This window comes from Aliiroseovarius salicola (assembly GCF_027891095.1).
Taxonomy (GTDB): Bacteria; Pseudomonadota; Alphaproteobacteria; order Rhodobacterales; family Rhodobacteraceae; genus Aliiroseovarius; species Aliiroseovarius salicola.
This window is the reverse complement of the sequence record NZ_JAQIIO010000011.1, coordinates 42,620-58,296: the sequence shown is the minus strand read 5'-3', so window position 1 is coordinate 58,296 and position 15,677 is coordinate 42,620. Positions and strand designations below refer to the sequence as shown.

General features: G+C 56.7%; 16 protein-coding genes and 1 riboswitch. Of the genes, 4 read left to right on the top strand and 12 right to left on the bottom strand.

Annotated features, from left to right (window positions below):
* Nucleotides 1–8 precede the first annotated feature (8 nt).
* The 3 genes from pth to O2N63_RS15670 all read left to right on the top strand — a co-directional run bounded on the left by pth (nucleotide 9) and on the right by O2N63_RS15670 (nucleotide 3,066).
* The gene (gene pth / locus O2N63_RS15680; RefSeq protein WP_271055238.1) at nucleotides 9–686 is read left to right on the top strand and encodes an aminoacyl-tRNA hydrolase; all 678 of its coding nucleotides are present in this window, start codon (nucleotides 9–11) and stop codon (nucleotides 684–686) included.
* A complete protein-coding gene (locus O2N63_RS15675; RefSeq protein ID WP_271055237.1) occupies nucleotides 683–1,705 on the top strand; it encodes a DUF2332 domain-containing protein in 1,023 nt (340 codons plus the stop codon). Before pth ends, O2N63_RS15675 begins: the two co-directional genes overlap by 4 nt.
* A gap of 179 nt (nucleotides 1,706–1,884) precedes the next feature.
* A complete protein-coding gene (locus tag O2N63_RS15670) occupies nucleotides 1,885–3,066 on the top strand; it encodes a serine hydrolase domain-containing protein (RefSeq protein ID WP_271055236.1) in 1,182 nt (393 codons plus the stop codon).
* A gap of 76 nt (nucleotides 3,067–3,142) precedes the next feature.
* Here the strand turns inward: O2N63_RS15670 and trpB are convergent, their stop codons facing one another.
* The 10 genes from trpB to trmB all read right to left on the bottom strand — a co-directional run bounded on the left by trpB (nucleotide 3,143) and on the right by trmB (nucleotide 12,252).
* Complete coding sequence (gene trpB, locus O2N63_RS15665) at nucleotides 3,143–4,390, bottom strand: tryptophan synthase subunit beta (protein ID WP_271055235.1); 1,248 nt, start codon at nucleotides 4,388–4,390, stop codon at nucleotides 3,143–3,145.
* A 144-nt stretch (nucleotides 4,391–4,534) separates the two neighbouring features.
* On the bottom strand, nucleotides 4,535–5,212 hold the full coding sequence (locus tag O2N63_RS15660; protein ID WP_271055234.1) for a phosphoribosylanthranilate isomerase: 678 nt from the start codon (nucleotides 5,210–5,212) through the stop codon (nucleotides 4,535–4,537).
* Nucleotides 5,209–5,559, bottom strand: a complete 351-nt coding sequence (locus O2N63_RS15655; protein ID WP_271055233.1) for a LapA family protein — start codon at nucleotides 5,557–5,559, stop codon at nucleotides 5,209–5,211. The genes O2N63_RS15660 and O2N63_RS15655 overlap by 4 nt, the downstream gene beginning before the upstream one ends.
* Before the next feature lie 9 nt (nucleotides 5,560–5,568).
* A complete protein-coding gene (gene ihfB, locus O2N63_RS15650; protein ID WP_271055232.1) occupies nucleotides 5,569–5,850 on the bottom strand; it encodes an integration host factor subunit beta in 282 nt (93 codons plus the stop codon).
* A gap of 329 nt (nucleotides 5,851–6,179) precedes the next feature.
* Complete coding sequence (gene rpsA, locus O2N63_RS15645) at nucleotides 6,180–7,856, bottom strand: 30S ribosomal protein S1 (protein WP_271055231.1); 1,677 nt, start codon at nucleotides 7,854–7,856, stop codon at nucleotides 6,180–6,182.
* Nucleotides 7,857–8,196: 340 nt separating this feature from the next.
* Nucleotides 8,197–8,754, bottom strand: a complete 558-nt coding sequence (locus tag O2N63_RS15640) for a hypothetical protein (RefSeq protein WP_271055230.1) — start codon at nucleotides 8,752–8,754, stop codon at nucleotides 8,197–8,199.
* A 70-nt stretch (nucleotides 8,755–8,824) separates the two neighbouring features.
* Nucleotides 8,825–9,427, bottom strand: a complete 603-nt coding sequence (gene cmk / locus O2N63_RS15635) for a (d)CMP kinase (RefSeq protein WP_271055229.1) — start codon at nucleotides 9,425–9,427, stop codon at nucleotides 8,825–8,827.
* Nucleotides 9,428–9,429: 2 nt separating this feature from the next.
* Nucleotides 9,430–9,927, bottom strand: a complete 498-nt coding sequence (locus O2N63_RS15630; RefSeq protein ID WP_271055228.1) for a hypothetical protein — start codon at nucleotides 9,925–9,927, stop codon at nucleotides 9,430–9,432.
* A 29-nt stretch (nucleotides 9,928–9,956) separates the two neighbouring features.
* The gene (aroA, locus tag O2N63_RS15625; RefSeq protein ID WP_271055227.1) at nucleotides 9,957–11,309 is read right to left on the bottom strand and encodes a 3-phosphoshikimate 1-carboxyvinyltransferase; all 1,353 of its coding nucleotides are present in this window, start codon (nucleotides 11,307–11,309) and stop codon (nucleotides 9,957–9,959) included.
* A gap of 229 nt (nucleotides 11,310–11,538) precedes the next feature.
* On the bottom strand, nucleotides 11,539–12,252 hold the full coding sequence (gene trmB, locus O2N63_RS15620; RefSeq protein WP_271055226.1) for a tRNA (guanine(46)-N(7))-methyltransferase TrmB: 714 nt from the start codon (nucleotides 12,250–12,252) through the stop codon (nucleotides 11,539–11,541).
* A 205-nt stretch (nucleotides 12,253–12,457) separates the two neighbouring features.
* Between trmB and O2N63_RS15615 the strand changes: the two genes are divergently transcribed.
* Nucleotides 12,458–12,877 (top strand): DoxX family protein, encoded by a 420-nt coding sequence (locus O2N63_RS15615; RefSeq protein ID WP_271055225.1) that lies wholly within the window; start codon nucleotides 12,458–12,460, stop codon nucleotides 12,875–12,877.
* Nucleotides 12,878–12,939: 62 nt separating this feature from the next.
* Here O2N63_RS15615 and metK read toward each other — a convergent pair whose 3' ends face one another.
* Nucleotides 12,940–14,106: a methionine adenosyltransferase gene (gene metK, locus O2N63_RS15610; protein WP_271055224.1), complete on the bottom strand. Its 1,167-nt coding sequence runs from the start codon at nucleotides 14,104–14,106 to the stop codon at nucleotides 12,940–12,942.
* A 6-nt stretch (nucleotides 14,107–14,112) separates the two neighbouring features.
* A riboswitch (SAM-SAH riboswitch) is annotated at nucleotides 14,113–14,161 on the bottom strand.
* A gap of 33 nt (nucleotides 14,162–14,194) precedes the next feature.
* Complete coding sequence (lnt, locus tag O2N63_RS15605) at nucleotides 14,195–15,676, bottom strand: apolipoprotein N-acyltransferase (RefSeq protein WP_271055223.1); 1,482 nt, start codon at nucleotides 15,674–15,676, stop codon at nucleotides 14,195–14,197.
* Nucleotide 15,677 lies beyond the last annotated feature (1 nt).

Sequence of the window (15,677 nt, the reverse complement as noted above, 5' to 3'; positions counted from 1 at the left end):
AGACACTCATGAAACTCTTTGTCGGCCTCGGAAATCCCGGCCCGAAATATGCAGGCAACCGGCATAATATCGGTTTCATGGCACTGGAACAGATCGCATCCGATCACGGGTTTTCACCTTGGCGCTCGAAATTTCAGGGACAGCTTTGCGAAGGCAATCTTGGGGGTGAAAAGGTCATCCTGCTGAAACCTGAAACGTTCATGAATCTGTCGGGGCAATCCGTGGGCGAGGCGATGCGCTTTTACAAAATCACCTCGGGGGAGGTGACTGTGTTTCATGACGAACTGGACCTGGCACCGGGGAAATGTCGCGTGAAAACCGGTGGGGGACATGCGGGCCATAACGGGCTGCGCTCGATCCATCAGCATATCGGCGCGGACTATCACCGCGTGCGCATGGGAATCGGGCATCCGGGTCACAAAGATGCGGTGTCACGTTATGTGTTGAATGATTTTGCCAAGGCGGATCAAGGCTGGTTGGATGATGTCCTGCGCGGCTGCGCAGATGGGGCGCCGGATTTGGCACGCGGTGACAGTGGCAAGTTCATGAACGCAATTGGGCTTCGGGTAAAACCGCCACGACCCTCAGCAAGTCCTAAGAAGGCGTCAGAGAAGAAGCCGGAGAAAGCTCCGGAACCAGAGGACAGCCGCACGCCCTTGCAGAAACTGATGGATAGGTTTTCGTGAATTTACGCGGTGCTTTACATCAACAAGCCCGCAGCAATGCCAAACTGGGTTCTCCTTTCACGGCCCGCATCCTCTCTCTTTTGGCTGAAAATCTACAACCCGGCACTGCTTTGACCGACCGTTTATTCGGCTGGGAAGGTGAATTGGGGCCTATTGGCCAGTCAGTGCCACTACGCCTTTTGGCAGGTCTGCACGCGCTGGTTCTGACCAAAGCGTGCCCGGACCTTGTGGCGATCTACCCTCCTCATGAGCCTCCTGATGATGATGACCTCTGGAATGCCCTACAGATTGCCATGCGGGATCATGCCGACACTCTGAACCACTGGCTGGACAACCCACCACAAACCAACGAAGTGCGTCGCGCGGCGGTGCTGATCGCGGCCGGGCATTGGCTGTCTGCGCATTATGGTTTACCGATCCACATGTCCGATCTGGGCGCGTCTGGCGGGCTTAATCTTATGTGGGACAAGTTCTCCCTTAATGTACCCGGAGTACAATTGGGACCGAGTGACACCCCGGTGATCTTGTCGCCGGAGTGGCGCGGTGATCTGCCAACAGGCATAACACCCACGATCATCGACCGGCGCGGTGTGGACTTGATCCCGCTGGATGCGCGCGACCCTGCTGATGCTCTGCGCCTGCAATCCTATCTCTGGGCAGATCAGCCCGAACGACTGGCCCGTACACGCGCGGCAATTTCGATCTTTGATGCTGTGGTGGATCAGGGGGACGCTGCGGATTGGCTGGAAGCCCGGCTCGCGAATAATCGCCCCGATCACTTGTCTCTCATCTACCACACGATTGCATGGCAGTATTTCCCTGAAGAGACGCAGGAACGATGCCATACGGCAATCTGCAATGCCGGACAGCGCGGACCGGTGGCACATCTGTCCATGGAAGCGGATGAGCATCAGGGCAATGGGGCCGCAATCACGCTGACGCTTTGGCCGGATGGGAGTTCCCTTACGTTAGGTCGTATCGATTTTCATGGACGCTGGCTGGATTGGAGGTCACCGTGAGGCAAAATTGCGCAATGCTAGAAAACTAGAAAACTAGAAAACTAGAAAACTAGAAAACTAGAAAACTAGAAAACTAGAAAACTAGAAAACTAGAAAACTAGAAAACTAGAAAACTAGTATTCTCAAACTGAATTGACGCAACCCATTTCTGTCGGGTTTGGCGTCATGTCGGAGGTCACATGGAAAACCTTTTCAAACGCACCATCCAAATTTTGCTGGGGCTCTTTGTTCTCGTGGCCTTTGTCGGATTGTGGAAGCAAGAAGACCTTAAGCGACTTCTCGCGGTAAATACGCTCTTTTCAGAAGAGAAGATCGTGGGCAATTTTTCACATATGAATGCCGCGTTCCTGACCGTCCCCTTGTCCCGTGGTGATGGTCCTGACAGCCCTCTCCCCAAAGGGGAGAGCATGGCTCTGCCGGCCGCCGCTGATGCATGGATCAAAGAGCGCGCTGTTACGTCGCTGATTGTGCTGCAAGAGGGGCAGATCCGACATGAAAGCTACCACCTGGATACACAACCAGAGGACCTGCGGATTAGTTGGTCCGTCGCCAAGAGTTTTCTGTCTGCCCTGATGGGGGTTATTCTTGATCAGGGCGCCATTGCTTCGCTGGATGACCCTGTCACCAAATATGTGCCCAGCCTCATGGGTGGTGCTTATGACGGGGCGACAATCAGAAATGTGCTGAATATGACCTCCGGAGTAACGTTCAACGAGGATTACCTCGACTACAATTCAGACATCAATCAGATGGGTCGTGTACTTGCCCTTGGCAAATCCATGGATGGGTTTACCGAAGAGCTGACCGAAACCTTCGCTCCGGCAGGGGATATTTGGCAATATGTCTCGATCGATACGCATGTGATTGGCATGGTGATCCGCGGGGCCACGGGGCGATCGATCCCGGATCTGATGAATGAGCATATTATCGGTCGACTGGAGTTTGAGGCCGCCCCCCACTATTTGAGCGACGGTGAAGGTGTAGCCTTTGTTCTGGGCGGGCTAAATTTGCGCAGCCGTGATTATGCCCGTTTTGGTCAGATGTTCCTGCAAGGTGGAAAGTGGCAAGGTGAACAGGTTGTACCCGCTGACTGGATTGCAGCCTCGACCGTGCCCTCCGCCCCCACAGAACCCGGGCAACGGCAATATGGCTACCAGTGGTGGATCGCACCGGATGCCCCCGAAGGAGAGTATTTTGCACGCGGAATATACGGCCAGTATATTTTCATCGATAGCGCCCGTGACGTGGTAATTGTGCTGACATCGGCGGACCGGAAATTCCGAGAACCCGGCGCACATCGGTCAAATATCGAGATGTTCCGCCTCCTGTCAGAAACAGCAGTAGTAGCCTCTCAGAGCTGACGCGCCCAGTAACACAAAACAAAACGCCCCGTGCCATTTCAGACGCGGGGCGTTTTGTTTTCGAGTGATCTGAAAGTTAGTCTGCCACGCGACCTTCCGTATCGGACATGTCGAAACCGAGATATTTGGCCACGGTGAAGATGTCCTTGTCGCCACGACCACACATGTTCATGCAGATGATGTGATCTTTCGGCAGTGTAGGAGCGAGCTTCGTCACATAGGCCAGTGCATGGCAGGGTTCAAGCGCCGGGATGATGCCCTCGGTCGAGCAGGACAGCTGAAAAGCATCCAATGCTTCCTTATCGGTGATCGAGACATATTCTGCGCGACCGATTTCATGCAGCCAGCTATGCTCTGGCCCGATGCCCGGATAGTCCAATCCAGCTGAAATCGAATACCCGTCGAGGATCTGCCCGTCATCATCCTGTAGCAGATAGGTGCGGTTGCCGTGAAGCACGCCGGGGCGTCCGCCGGTGAGCGAGGCGCAATGTTCCATCTTTTCGTTTACACCTTTACCACCGGCTTCGACGCCGATGATCTGCACGCTTTCATCATCGAGGAACGGGTAGAAAAGGCCAATCGCGTTGGAGCCACCACCGATCGCGGCAATCACAGTGTCCGGGAGGCGGCCTTCGGCCTCTTGCATCTGCGCCTTGGTTTCCTGGCCGATGATCGACTGGAAATCACGCACCATCGCCGGGTAGGGGTGCGGGCCTGCGGCGGTGCCGATACAGTAAAACGTGTCACGCACATTGGTAACCCAATCGCGCAGTGCGTCGTTCATCGCATCCTTGAGCGTGCCACGACCGCTTTCCACGGCGATCACCTCGGCCCCCAAGAGCCGCATGCGGAACACATTGGGTGCCTGGCGTTGCACATCATGCGCGCCCATATAGACAATGCATTTGAGACCAAATTTGGCGCAGACGGTGGCGGTGGCCACGCCGTGTTGCCCTGCTCCGGTTTCCGCGATAATACGGGTTTTGCCCATACGGCGTGCGAGCAGGATCTGTCCCAGCACGTTGTTGATCTTATGCGCGCCCGTGTGGTTCAGTTCATCACGCTTCATATAGACTTTGGCGCCGCCCAAGTGTTTGGTCAGCCCTTCGGCGAAATAAAGCGGTGAGGGTCGGCCCACATAGTGTTTCCACAGGTGGTCCATCTCCGCCCAGAAGCTATCGTCCGTCTTGGCCTTTTCATACTCGGCCTCAAGGTCGAGGATCAGCGGCATCAGCGTTTCCGACACAAAGCGGCCGCCGAAATCACCAAAACGGCCACGCTCGTCCGGGCCGTTCATGAAGCTGTTGAAAAGATCGTCGGACATGATGCCCCCCTGTTCATGTTGCCGGACCGTGATAGGCGTCACAGCGCGTCAGTTCCAGTGGTTTTTATGGGTGATTGGGGCAGAAAAGGGGCTCTGCCCCTCGGCTGCGCCTCACCCCGAGGTATTTGTCGCAAGAAAAAAGGATCAGGCGAAATTTCCAGTCGCATTTTTCACGAAGGCGCGCATGAGGTCCGGGTCTTTCACACCGGGGGCGCTTTCAACGCCTGAGGCCACATCGACCTGTTTGGCCCCAGTCAGGCGCATCGCCTCGGCGACATTGTCGGGATTGAGACCCCCTGCGAGCATCCATGGGCAGGGCCAGTATTTGCGCTGCACCAACCGCCAGTCGAAGCTGATCCCATTGCCACCGGGCAGGTCGGCGCCTTTAGGCGCCTTGGCGTCGATCAGAAGCTGATCCGCAACCGGAGCGTAGCGATCAATCTCGGTGACGTCCTCGGGCCCGGCTATGCCGATGGCTTTCATTACCGGCAGACCGAACCGCGCCTTGACGTCTGCCACGCGCTCGGGCGTTTCGCTCCCATGCAACTGGAGTATTTCGGTGGTCGTGGTGCCAACGATATGGGCGATTTCATCATCCGACATATTCACCACAAGCGCGACCTTGGCCACGCCGATGGGCATCTCCAGCATTAGCGCGGCGGCTTGATCGACCGTCACGGAACGTGGGCTTTTCGCAAAGAAGTTGAAGCCGATGTATCGTGCACCGGCGTCACATGCCGCTTGAAGCGTCTCGGGCGTTTTCAATCCGCAGATCTTCACGGCGGCATCTCGCTTGCCACCCGGCAAAACAAACGTGCTCACTTGGCTTCTTCCAGCAGGGCAATAACGTCATCCCCTGGCTTTGCCTTGGGTTCCTTGAGCTTCTTTACCTCACGGATCAGGGCATCCCGTTCCTTGCGTGTACGTTTGCCTGCGGCGCGCAGCTTGTGCTCGCGCATCCATTCCCAGACAAATCCGATCATGACACCAGCAATGATGCCGAGGAAGATCACGATGAACAGGGGCAACGTTATTGACCATCCAAATCCCAGAAACCCGGAAAGTTCTTCGGGCAGCAGATTCAGGGTGACCATGGCACGGTTTGCCATGGCGATAGTAACCAGGCCGACCGCAAGGGCCGCCAGGAATAGATAACGGATATACCGCATAAGGACCTCTTATTTCCCGTTCAGTCGGTCCCGCAAGAGTTTACCGGTCTTGAAAAAGGGTACGTGCTTTTCTTCGACTTTTACCGATTCACCGGTGCGGGGATTGCGCCCGATACGAGCATCTCGCTTCTTGACTGAAAATGCGCCAAAGCCGCGCAGTTCCACCCGATCTCCTCGCGCCATCGCCTCGACGATCTCATCAAATATCGTATTGACGATGCGTTCCACATCGCGCTGATAAAGATGCGGATTCTCATCCGCAATTTTCTGGATCAGTTCAGACCGGATCATGAATGTCCCCCCAAAAATTTCTTTAGGCGCGATAAAGCCTTCGCGCTGCTTTTGTTGTTCCGTCTATAGGAGCAAAGGGACCCACGATAAACAAGCCCTGACAGGCCAAGTCGGCGGTTTTCTGGCAAAAAAGGTGGGTTGCGGCGATATTTGGGTCTGATTGATCAGTCAACAACTGTGAAAATCACTCGGACTTTGGGTGTCAATTTCCGTCAATGCCATGATTCGGAACCGAAAGTTCTGCTGGCTGCGTCCCTTGATCACAATCGCGCAACGAAAAACGGCCCCGCAATTGCGGGGCCGCTTCAGATCAATCAGTAAACTGATGATTAGTCTTTTTTCAGGGCTGCACCCAGGATGTCGCCGAGCGAAGCACCGGAGTCCGACGAACCATACTGTTCCACGGCTTCCTTCTCTTCTGCGATCTCGCGCGCTTTGATCGACAGACCCAGACGACGCGATTTCGAATCCACGTTGGTCACGCGAACATCCATCTTGTTGCCAACGCTGAAACGCTCGGGGCGTTGCTCAGCACGGTCACGCGACAGGTCCGAACGGCGGATGAAGGATTTCATGCCTTCGTATTCCACTTCGATGCCGCCATCTTCGATTGCGGTCACTTCAACAGTGATGATCGAGCCACGCTTCACGCCGCCAATGGCTTCTGCAAAGGGGTCGCCTTCGAGGGCTTTGATCGACAGCGAGATACGCTCTTTGTCGGTGTCGACTTCCGACACGACGGCGCGCACGATATCGCCCTTCTTGAAGTTCTGGATGGCGTCTTCGCCACGCTCGTCCCACGAGATGTCCGACAGGTGAACCATGCCGTCGATTTCGCCGTCGAGGCCGATGAACAGACCAAACTCGGTGATGTTCTTGACTTCGCCTTCCACTTCGGTGCCGGCCGGATGAGTTTCGGCAAACACTTCCCACGGATTGCGCATCGTCTGCTTGAGACCCAGCGATACGCGGCGCTTGGCGCTGTCGATTTCCAGAACCATGACTTCGACTTCTTGCGAGGTCGACACGATTTTGCCCGGGTGGACGTTTTTCTTGGTCCAGGACATTTCGGAAACGTGAACCAGACCTTCAACGCCCGGCTCCAGTTCAACAAATGCACCGTAATCGGTGATGTTGGTCACGCGGCCGGTGTGCACTGATTCCAGCGGGTACTTGGCAGCCACCAGATCCCACGGATCGTCTTGCAGTTGCTTCATGCCCAGCGAGATGCGGTGGGTTTCTTTGTTGATCTTGATGACCTGAACCTTGATGGTTTCGCCGATCGTCAGGATCTCGGAGGGGTGGTTCACACGGCGCCATGCCATGTCGGTGACGTGCAGCAGGCCGTCGACGCCGCCCAGGTCCACAAAGGCACCGTATTCGGTGATGTTTTTGACAACACCTTCGACAGCTTGGCCTTCGGACAGGTTGCCGATGACTTCTGCGCGCTGTTCGGCACGCGATTCTTCGAGGATCGCGCGGCGCGACACAACGATGTTGCCACGGCGACGGTCCATTTTCAGGATCTGGAACGGCTGTTTCAGACCCATCAGCGGGCCAGCGTCACGCACGGGGCGAACGTCAACTTGCGAGCCGGGCAGGAAGGCCACGGCGCCGCCGAGGTCAACGGTGAAGCCACCTTTGACGCGACCGAAGATAGCACCTTCAACACGTGCATCGTCGGCATAGGCTTTTTCCAGGCGATCCCAGGCTTCTTCACGGCGGGCCATCTCACGCGAGATGACGGCTTCGCCGCGGGCGTTTTCAGCCGCGCGCAGGTAGACTTCCACTTCGTCGCCTTCGGCGATTTCCGGAGCTTCACCAGGGTTTGCGAATTCTTTCAGATCAACGCGGCCTTCCATTTTGTAGCCGACGTCGATGATGGCTTGGCCGTTCTCAACAGCGATGACCTTACCTTTGACAACCGAACCCTCTTCGGGGGTGTCCATTTCGAAGCTTTCGTTCAGGAGGGCTTCGAATTCCTCCATGGTTGCTTTAGCGCACATATGCGTTTTGTTCCTTTATAAGTCGCTTTTCGGGCCATGCGGTTGTCTCCGCAGGTCTTGGATTTTCCAATTTGGTCAACAGGTTAACCGCAAAACAAAGAGGGCCGGTTCATCCGACCCTGCTCGTCTTTCCCTGTATCGCGGTGTTTTCACCTTGTCGACAGGGGGCGTCATACGCAGATTCTCCCAATAAAGCAAGGGGCAAGAGCCATTGGCGCTGCATTCCGAGGATAAGTTATGCATGCCTTCGGCGAGGATATTTATGGCAAGAGGAAGAGGGCGCGCGACCCTAAACAGCGGAGCACCAGTCAGGTGTCGGTGCTGCATGGGAGGATAGGTATCAAAGCGGCAGACCCTTCTTACGAAGCCCTTCCATCAGTTCCTGTTGCAGCTCATTGCTGTCACCGCCACCAAACTGCACCCCGCCACCGGTGAAACCTGTACCAAAACTTTGCGCCGCGTTAACCATCTGCGCCAGCCCCGACACAAGTTCGGATGGTTCAAGCGGAGAGAGTGGGTGGATGTAGGCAGACCAGATCTGCCCGCCCGCCACCGCGTAACGCGCATCAAGCACCGCATCAAAATTGGCCTGCAAGAGACGCATCATCATCGCTTCGTCCATGGCATCTGCCGGCCCGATCCGCACCAAGGCCCGCATCCGATCAGCAAGCGGATCTGCTATTACCAGTATAGCTGCATCATTGATTGCGAGCTGAAAATGGGTTCCATCCACTTGAACGCTGGGATCAATTGCCCGGAGGATCGCAGCAAGTGAACCGAGGGTCATCGCATCTGCTCTCTGTGGCGGCTCCAGAGGAGGGACGTCTTGCGCATACCCTCCTGACGGAAGAGTCACGCCCAACGACAGGGCAAGAACCAAGGGTTTTACAATGCGCATCAACATCTCCTTTGCCATAAAGGCTAAGCGAGGTAACGATCACTTGCGATGCACAGCTTGGTGAGGGCGATCAGCGCCGGTTTTCAATTTCTTGCACAGCGCGTGCGACGGCCTCTGCAATCGAAAGATCAGACGTATCAATAATCACCGCGTCCGCGGCTGGTTTCAGCGGGGCTTCTGCCCGCTCACTGTCCCGCTTGTCACGGGCAACCACATCCGCCAGCACCTGTTCGCGCGTGTCCGAAAGGCCTTTTTCAGACAGTTCAAGAAAACGGCGTTCGGCCCGCACATCTGCGCTTGCCGTAACAAAAAGTTTCACCTGAGCCTCCGGGCAAATCACGGTTCCTATGTCTCGCCCATCCAAAACCGCGCCACCATCTTGTACAGCAAAACTGCGTTGAAACGCGACAAGGGCGGCACGCACGTCCGGCAACACTGCAACGCGGCTTGCCGCTTGTGCCACTTCAGGCGTGCGCAAGTCCCCTTCCATATCCGCAGGGGTCAGCGCTTTCGCAGCGACAACCGGATCGCCACCGGCCAGTACCTTTGCCCCAACAGCTCGGTAAAGCAGTCCGGTGTCGAGATGCGCAAACCCAAAATGCGCCGCGACCGCTTTGGAAATTGTGCCCTTACCGGCAGCGGCGGGGCCATCAATTGCGACAGTGAATGTCATGGTCAATTTCCCTTTACGGATCTTTCCTGATAACGGCGCACGAGGACGCGGCCACACCCTAGTAAAAGCAGTAACATCGCCAAGGTTACTGCTCCCGATTTCAAAATGGTCAGCACAGATGCCCACCCGACAAGAGATTCGGAAACTCCATCAACTCCAGCGTTGAGCATCTCTGCCACGGCTGAGTTTTCAGCCCAGTCGAAAACTGCGGCAAGAACCGCAACGGCCGAAAACAACACGGCCCATTTACGTGCAAACAGGATCAGATAGGCCAGCACCAGCGAAAGCGCCATAAGACCCGGGTAAAACAAATCAAGCCAATGCTGTGGACCTAGATAATGCGTCCGCCCCTGTGGGCCAAGAGCAGACAGAAATTCCTGCGCTTCATCGTATGAATACCCGCCCGGTCGCAGATCAAACGGCATCAGCCCACCGGCATCCCCCGAAATTATTGGAAGCGACCACAGGACCATCGCCAGATACACGACAATAGCGATCAAGAATGTGACCCAGAAGGCCCGCCGCAATGTCACTTGTTGTCCCGTGTCAGCTGCGCGCCCAATCCTGCCATCAGGCCTTCAAAGACCGGGAAGCTGGTTGCAATCGGGCCGCCATCATCCAGATGCACCGGCTTCTGAGTGGCCATTCCAAGACAGGCAAAACTCATCGCGATCCGGTGGTCGAGCACAGTTGCAACGGTTGCACCACCGGGAACACCTTCAGGACCAAGCCCTTCAACCGACCACCAATCCTCGCCTTCATCGACGGTCACGCCATTTGCACGAAGCCCTTTGGCCATTGCGTCGATCCGGTCACTCTCTTTCACACGAAGTTCGTGCACGCCGGGCATCTCGGTCTTTCCTGTGGCATAGGACGCAACCACGGACAGGATCGGGTATTCGTCGATCATGCTGGCGGCACGTTCGGGCGGCACGACAATACCCTTCATATTGGGCGAGTATTTCGCGCGCAGATCCGCAACCGGCTCGCCGCCCTCTTCGCGTGGATTTTCAAAGATCAGATCGGCCCCCATATCCTGCAGAGTATAGAACAGGCCCGCGCGGGTTGGATTGAGGCCTATATTCGGCACCAGCACATCCGACCCCGGCACGATCAGCGCCGCACAGACCGGAAAGGCCGCCGATGATGGATCCCGCGGTACGGCAATGGTTTGCGGCATCAACTCGGGCTGCCCCTTCAGGGTAATCACATGGCCCTCATCCGTGTCTTCCACGGTGATCTCGGCACCAAACCCGGCCAACATACGCTCGGTGTGATCGCGGGTGGCTTCTTTCTCGATCACCACGGTTTCCCCCGGCGCATTCAATCCAGCGAGCAGTACCGCAGATTTCACCTGAGCAGAGGCCATCGGGGTCGTGTAGCGCACCGGAACAGGGTCAGCTGCGCCAATCACGGTCATCGGCAAGCGGCCACCCTCGCGGCCATAAGATTGCGCACCAAAAAGCGCAATCGGGTTGGTCACACGGCCCATCGGGCGCGACCGCAGGCTGGCATCACCGGTAAAGGTCGCAGTGATGTCTGAACTCGCCATCGCCCCCATGATCAGGCGCACGCCAGTACCGGCATTGCCGCAATCAATCACATTCTCGGGCTCGGCAAAGCCACCGACACCAACGCCGTACACGCGCCACTCACCATCACCCAAGCGCTCGACATCCGCACCAAAGGCTTTCATCGCATTGGCGGTGCCAATCACATCCTCGCCTTCCAGAAGCCCGGTGATATGGGTCTCGCCCACCGCCATGGCACCCAAGATCAATGAGCGGTGGCTGATGGATTTGTCACCTGGCACATGCGCCTCGCCTGTCAGCGGGCCGCATTTGCGGGACGTCATGGGAATGGCGGGGCCGTGGCCTGACATATCTGCTCTCCTCCTGTGGTCACGATCTGATAGCGCACACATGCGAGAGTTTCCAGCGGGGAGTTGCCTTCACTTTCCGAACTTCATTTTCTGGTCACAAATATCCTGGGGGAGGGCTCGCCCAAAGGGCAGCCCGGGGGCAACGCCCCGAAAGGCTCATCGCAGATGAGCCACCGCCACTGCACGGCCTGAGGCGAATGCAGAGGGCACCCGCCCGAAACAAACCCGCTCAGATCCGGCGGAAGGTCAGGTAATGCGGGGTGCGCCCTTCGCGCAGAGCCTTTTGCTCATAGCGCGTCGAAATCCAGTCGCTCCATGGCTCGCGCCAATCTGTGGGGCTTTCCCCCAGCCATTCAAACCCGGCTTTTGGCACCTCTTCCAAGGTCTGACGCACATAGTCTGGTATGTCGGTGGCGACGCGAAACTCCGCACCTGGTTTCAGCACACGCTGAAAGGGCTCCAGATATTCCGGTGTCACAAAACGGCGGCGATGATGGCGTTTTTTGGGCCAGGGATCGGGATAGAGCAGGAAAGCCTTATCGATCGATTCATCCGGCAATACATCAAACAGATCTCGAACGTCCCCGGGGTGCACGGCGATATTGTCGCATTTCGCGTCCCGGATCTTACCCAGAAGCATGGCAACACCGTTAATGTAGGGTTCACAGCCAATGATCCCAACATCCGGGTTGGATGCGGCCTGATGCACCATGTGCTCGCCCCCACCAAAACCGGTTTCCAGCCACACAGGTTTGTCACCAAACAAAGCTTTAGGGTCAATTGGGGTGCGATCAGGGTTTTCATCCCATCCCACGGCGCCAGGGCTAAGTGCGGTCAGGTCCTCATCCAGATAGCCCTGCTGGCTGTCGCGCAGATGCTTTCCCTTGAGGCGGCCGTAGAAATTGCGCCATGGGGCGCCCGATTGATGCTTGTCCTGGGTCATGAGCGCGCGATGTAGCGACATTCGGGAAGGGGATCAATAGGTGGGGGCTACATCTCCATAGGCTCACTCATGCGCAGCGACTTACTTTGTGTGCATTTATGCACCTTATCTGTCGAAATATATAGAATTCATAAATTTTCGCACCTGCATACATTGCGGCCGACGTCCTCAGACAGGACGAAATGAAACTTTGAGGACTCTTCAAATGACACAGATTCAGAAACTCGCATCTCCGGCCGGACGCATACTGTTGGCCTTCATCTTCATCATGGCCGGGGCGCAGAAAATTCCCGGCTATGCCGGTGTTCAAGGCTACATGGAAATGATGGGGGTTCCGGGCGCGCTCTTGCCGCTGGTGATCCTGACCGAACTGGGAGGTGGCATCTTGCTACTGATCGGCTGGCAAACCCGTTTCGCCGCCATTGCACTGGCAGGCTTTAGCATCCTGTCCGGTATCTTTTTCCACCTCGTGCCTTCTTTCGGCATGGAAGCCATGCAGGCGCAAAGCGAAATGACTAGCTTTTTCAAGAATGTCAGCATAGCAGGAGGTTTGCTGATGATCGTATCACTCGGCGCCGGGCACTTCTCGTTGGACAATCGCAATCTTAAGACTGCGGCAGTTTGATCGCATCAAAACGCAAAAGGGCCAGGTCTGAGACCTGGCCCTTGATTCACTTGTTGCTCAATTCAGAGCGCTTTTCTTAGCGTATCAACCAGATCTGTACGCTCCCAGCTAAAGCCGCCATCTTCGGTCGGCACACGGCCGAAATGGCCATAGGCTGCGGTGCGTTGATAGATCGGCTTGTTCAAGCCCAGATGTTCACGAATACCGCGCGGGGTCAGGTCCATCACGTCAAAGACCGCCTTCTCGATCGCCCCTTCGTCCACTTCACCCGTACGGTGCGTGTCAACGAGGATCGACAAGGGGCGTGCAACGCCAATGGCATAGGACAGCTGCAGCGTGCAGCGTTTCGCGAGCCCCGCTGCCACGATGTTTTTGGCGAGGTAACGCGCTGCATAGGCTGCCGAGCGGTCCACCTTTGTCGGATCTTTTCCCGAGAAAGCACCGCCACCATGCGGGGCCGCCCCACCATAAGTATCGACGATGATCTTGCGCCCGGTCAGACCGGCATCCCCATCAGGGCCACCGATCACGAATTTCCCGGTGGGGTTCACGTGCCATACCGTATTGTCGGTCAGCCAACCATCGGGCAGCACGTCGCGAATATGTGGTTCAACCGCATCGCGCACGTCTGCAGGGCTCATGGTTTCGTCAAGGTGCTGCGTCGAAAGAACCAGCGAGGTTACTTCGACCGGCAGGTCGTTTTCATAACGCACAGACAATTGTGATTTGCTGTCTGGGCCCATCCAGCTTTCAGTGCCGTTCTTGCGCACTTCGGCGAGGCGACGCAGAATCGCATGGCTGTATTGGATCGGGGCCGGCATCAAAGCATCGGTTTCAATTGTGGCATAACCGAACATAATGCCCTGATCGCCCGCGCCTTCATCTTTGTCTTCACCGGCATCCACCCCTTGGGCGATGTCTGCGGATTGGGCATGCAGGTAGTTGTCGACCTTCATATTGGCCCAGTGAAAGCCTTTTTGCTCATACCCGATGTCTTTCACACACTCGCGTGCAATGTCTTCGACACGCTCGATCACGCTGGCCGGGCCGCGCACTTCACCGCCAATCACGACACGGTCGGTGGTGGCGAAGGTTTCACAGGCCACGCGAGCGTGGGGATCTTCAGTGAGAAAAGCGTCCAAGACGGCGTCCGAAATGCGGTCACAGACCTTGTCCGGGTGACCTTCGGAAACTGATTCCGAGGTAAATACGTGAGATTTGCGTGTCATGAGAAGTGCTCCATTAGGTAATCCCCGTCACGCCAGGAAGCCGTTGTGGCGGGGGTTATTTGTCCGATACATGCCCTTTTGAGCATCGTCAATTGCTTTTGCTGCGGGATCCTGCGGCCAAAACGCCCAGCGCTGTTATCACAATCAAGGTTAATGGAAGATCACCTTGGCGCGAATAAGGTGTTGCGCCGCGCGATCCGGGAATTTTTACATCCAACACTCCATGCGTGTTCAAGGGCAGTTGATCCCGAATTTCACCTCGTGGATCAATCACGGCGGACACCCCCGTATTGGCAACACGGATAACTGGCAGGCCAAACTCGATTGCCCGAATTCGGGCCTGCGCCAAATGTTGTTGAGGCCCAGAGAAATTTCCAAACCAGGCGTCATTGGTGGCATGAAGGATCCAGTCTGGCCGTTCAGGTGCGGCGCGAACATCCTGCGGGAACACAGCTTCGTAGCAGATCAGAGGGAGCACTTTGCCCAGCGCCCCCAAATCCAGCACCTGCGCACCTGAGCCTGCGGAATAGCCATGTCCGAGCTGGGCAGCGAACGCCGTAATCCCATAATCCGCAAGCACGTCGCCAAACGGAATATATTCACCAAACGGCACAAGATGGTGCTTGTCGTAAATCGGCGTCACTGTCCCATTGGGTGTTGTCATGGCCAGACTATTGAAAAACCGCAGCCCGTCGTCACGCTGGGCACCAAACAAGATCGGCACTCCCTGCCCCGCCTCGCTCATCATCTCCGCCAGCCCTCCAGTATCGCGCAACCGGTATGGCACCGAGGTTTCTGGCCAGAGGATCAGGTCGGGCTTGCTGGAGGCAGGCTGTTTGGTCAGTTCCAGTTGCCGCTGCACAAACCCAGCAGCAAATCGCGGATCCCATTTCTGGTGCTGTGGCGCATTGGGCTGGATCAGGCGGACGGTTATGTCTTGATCCGCAGGTTGCTCTGCGCGCTCCAGAAAACCACCCATCAGGTTTGCGCCTGCGACACACCCTATCAACGGCACGGCATATCCGAATCTGGCAATCCGTTTGGAAGCCGCGACCTGCGCCAGAAGAGCCGCAGCCAGAAGCGTGAAGGCACCCAGACCGCTTGCCCCGATCCAGGCCGCAAGCTGCGCAATGGGTGTGTCAATCCAGACATGCCCCAGACCGGCCCATGGAAATCCGGTGAAGATATAGCCGCGTATCAGTTCCGATCCGGTCAGCAGTACCGCAAGTGCCAACCATCGCGTTTTTGCCAGCCCAATCCGGTGTGCCAACCCCGCGGCCGCTCCCCAGAACAGCGCAAGCCCTCCGGCGAGACCAAGCAATGCAAAGGGGGCCATCCATGCATGACGGGCCGCATCAACCAAAAAGGGCTCAATCAGCCAGTTAAGGGACACGGCGAAATAGCCCACCCCAAGCAGCCATCCACGCCAAAACGCGGGTCGGACTTGTTCCGCCTGCAGGATCCACCAAAGGCCAACGGCCATTCCAAGGAGCGTGGCCCACCACCAGCCAATCGGCGCCTGCCCTAATGCGGCAACCGCACCCAGCAGAACTGGAAGTATTCCGCGCATG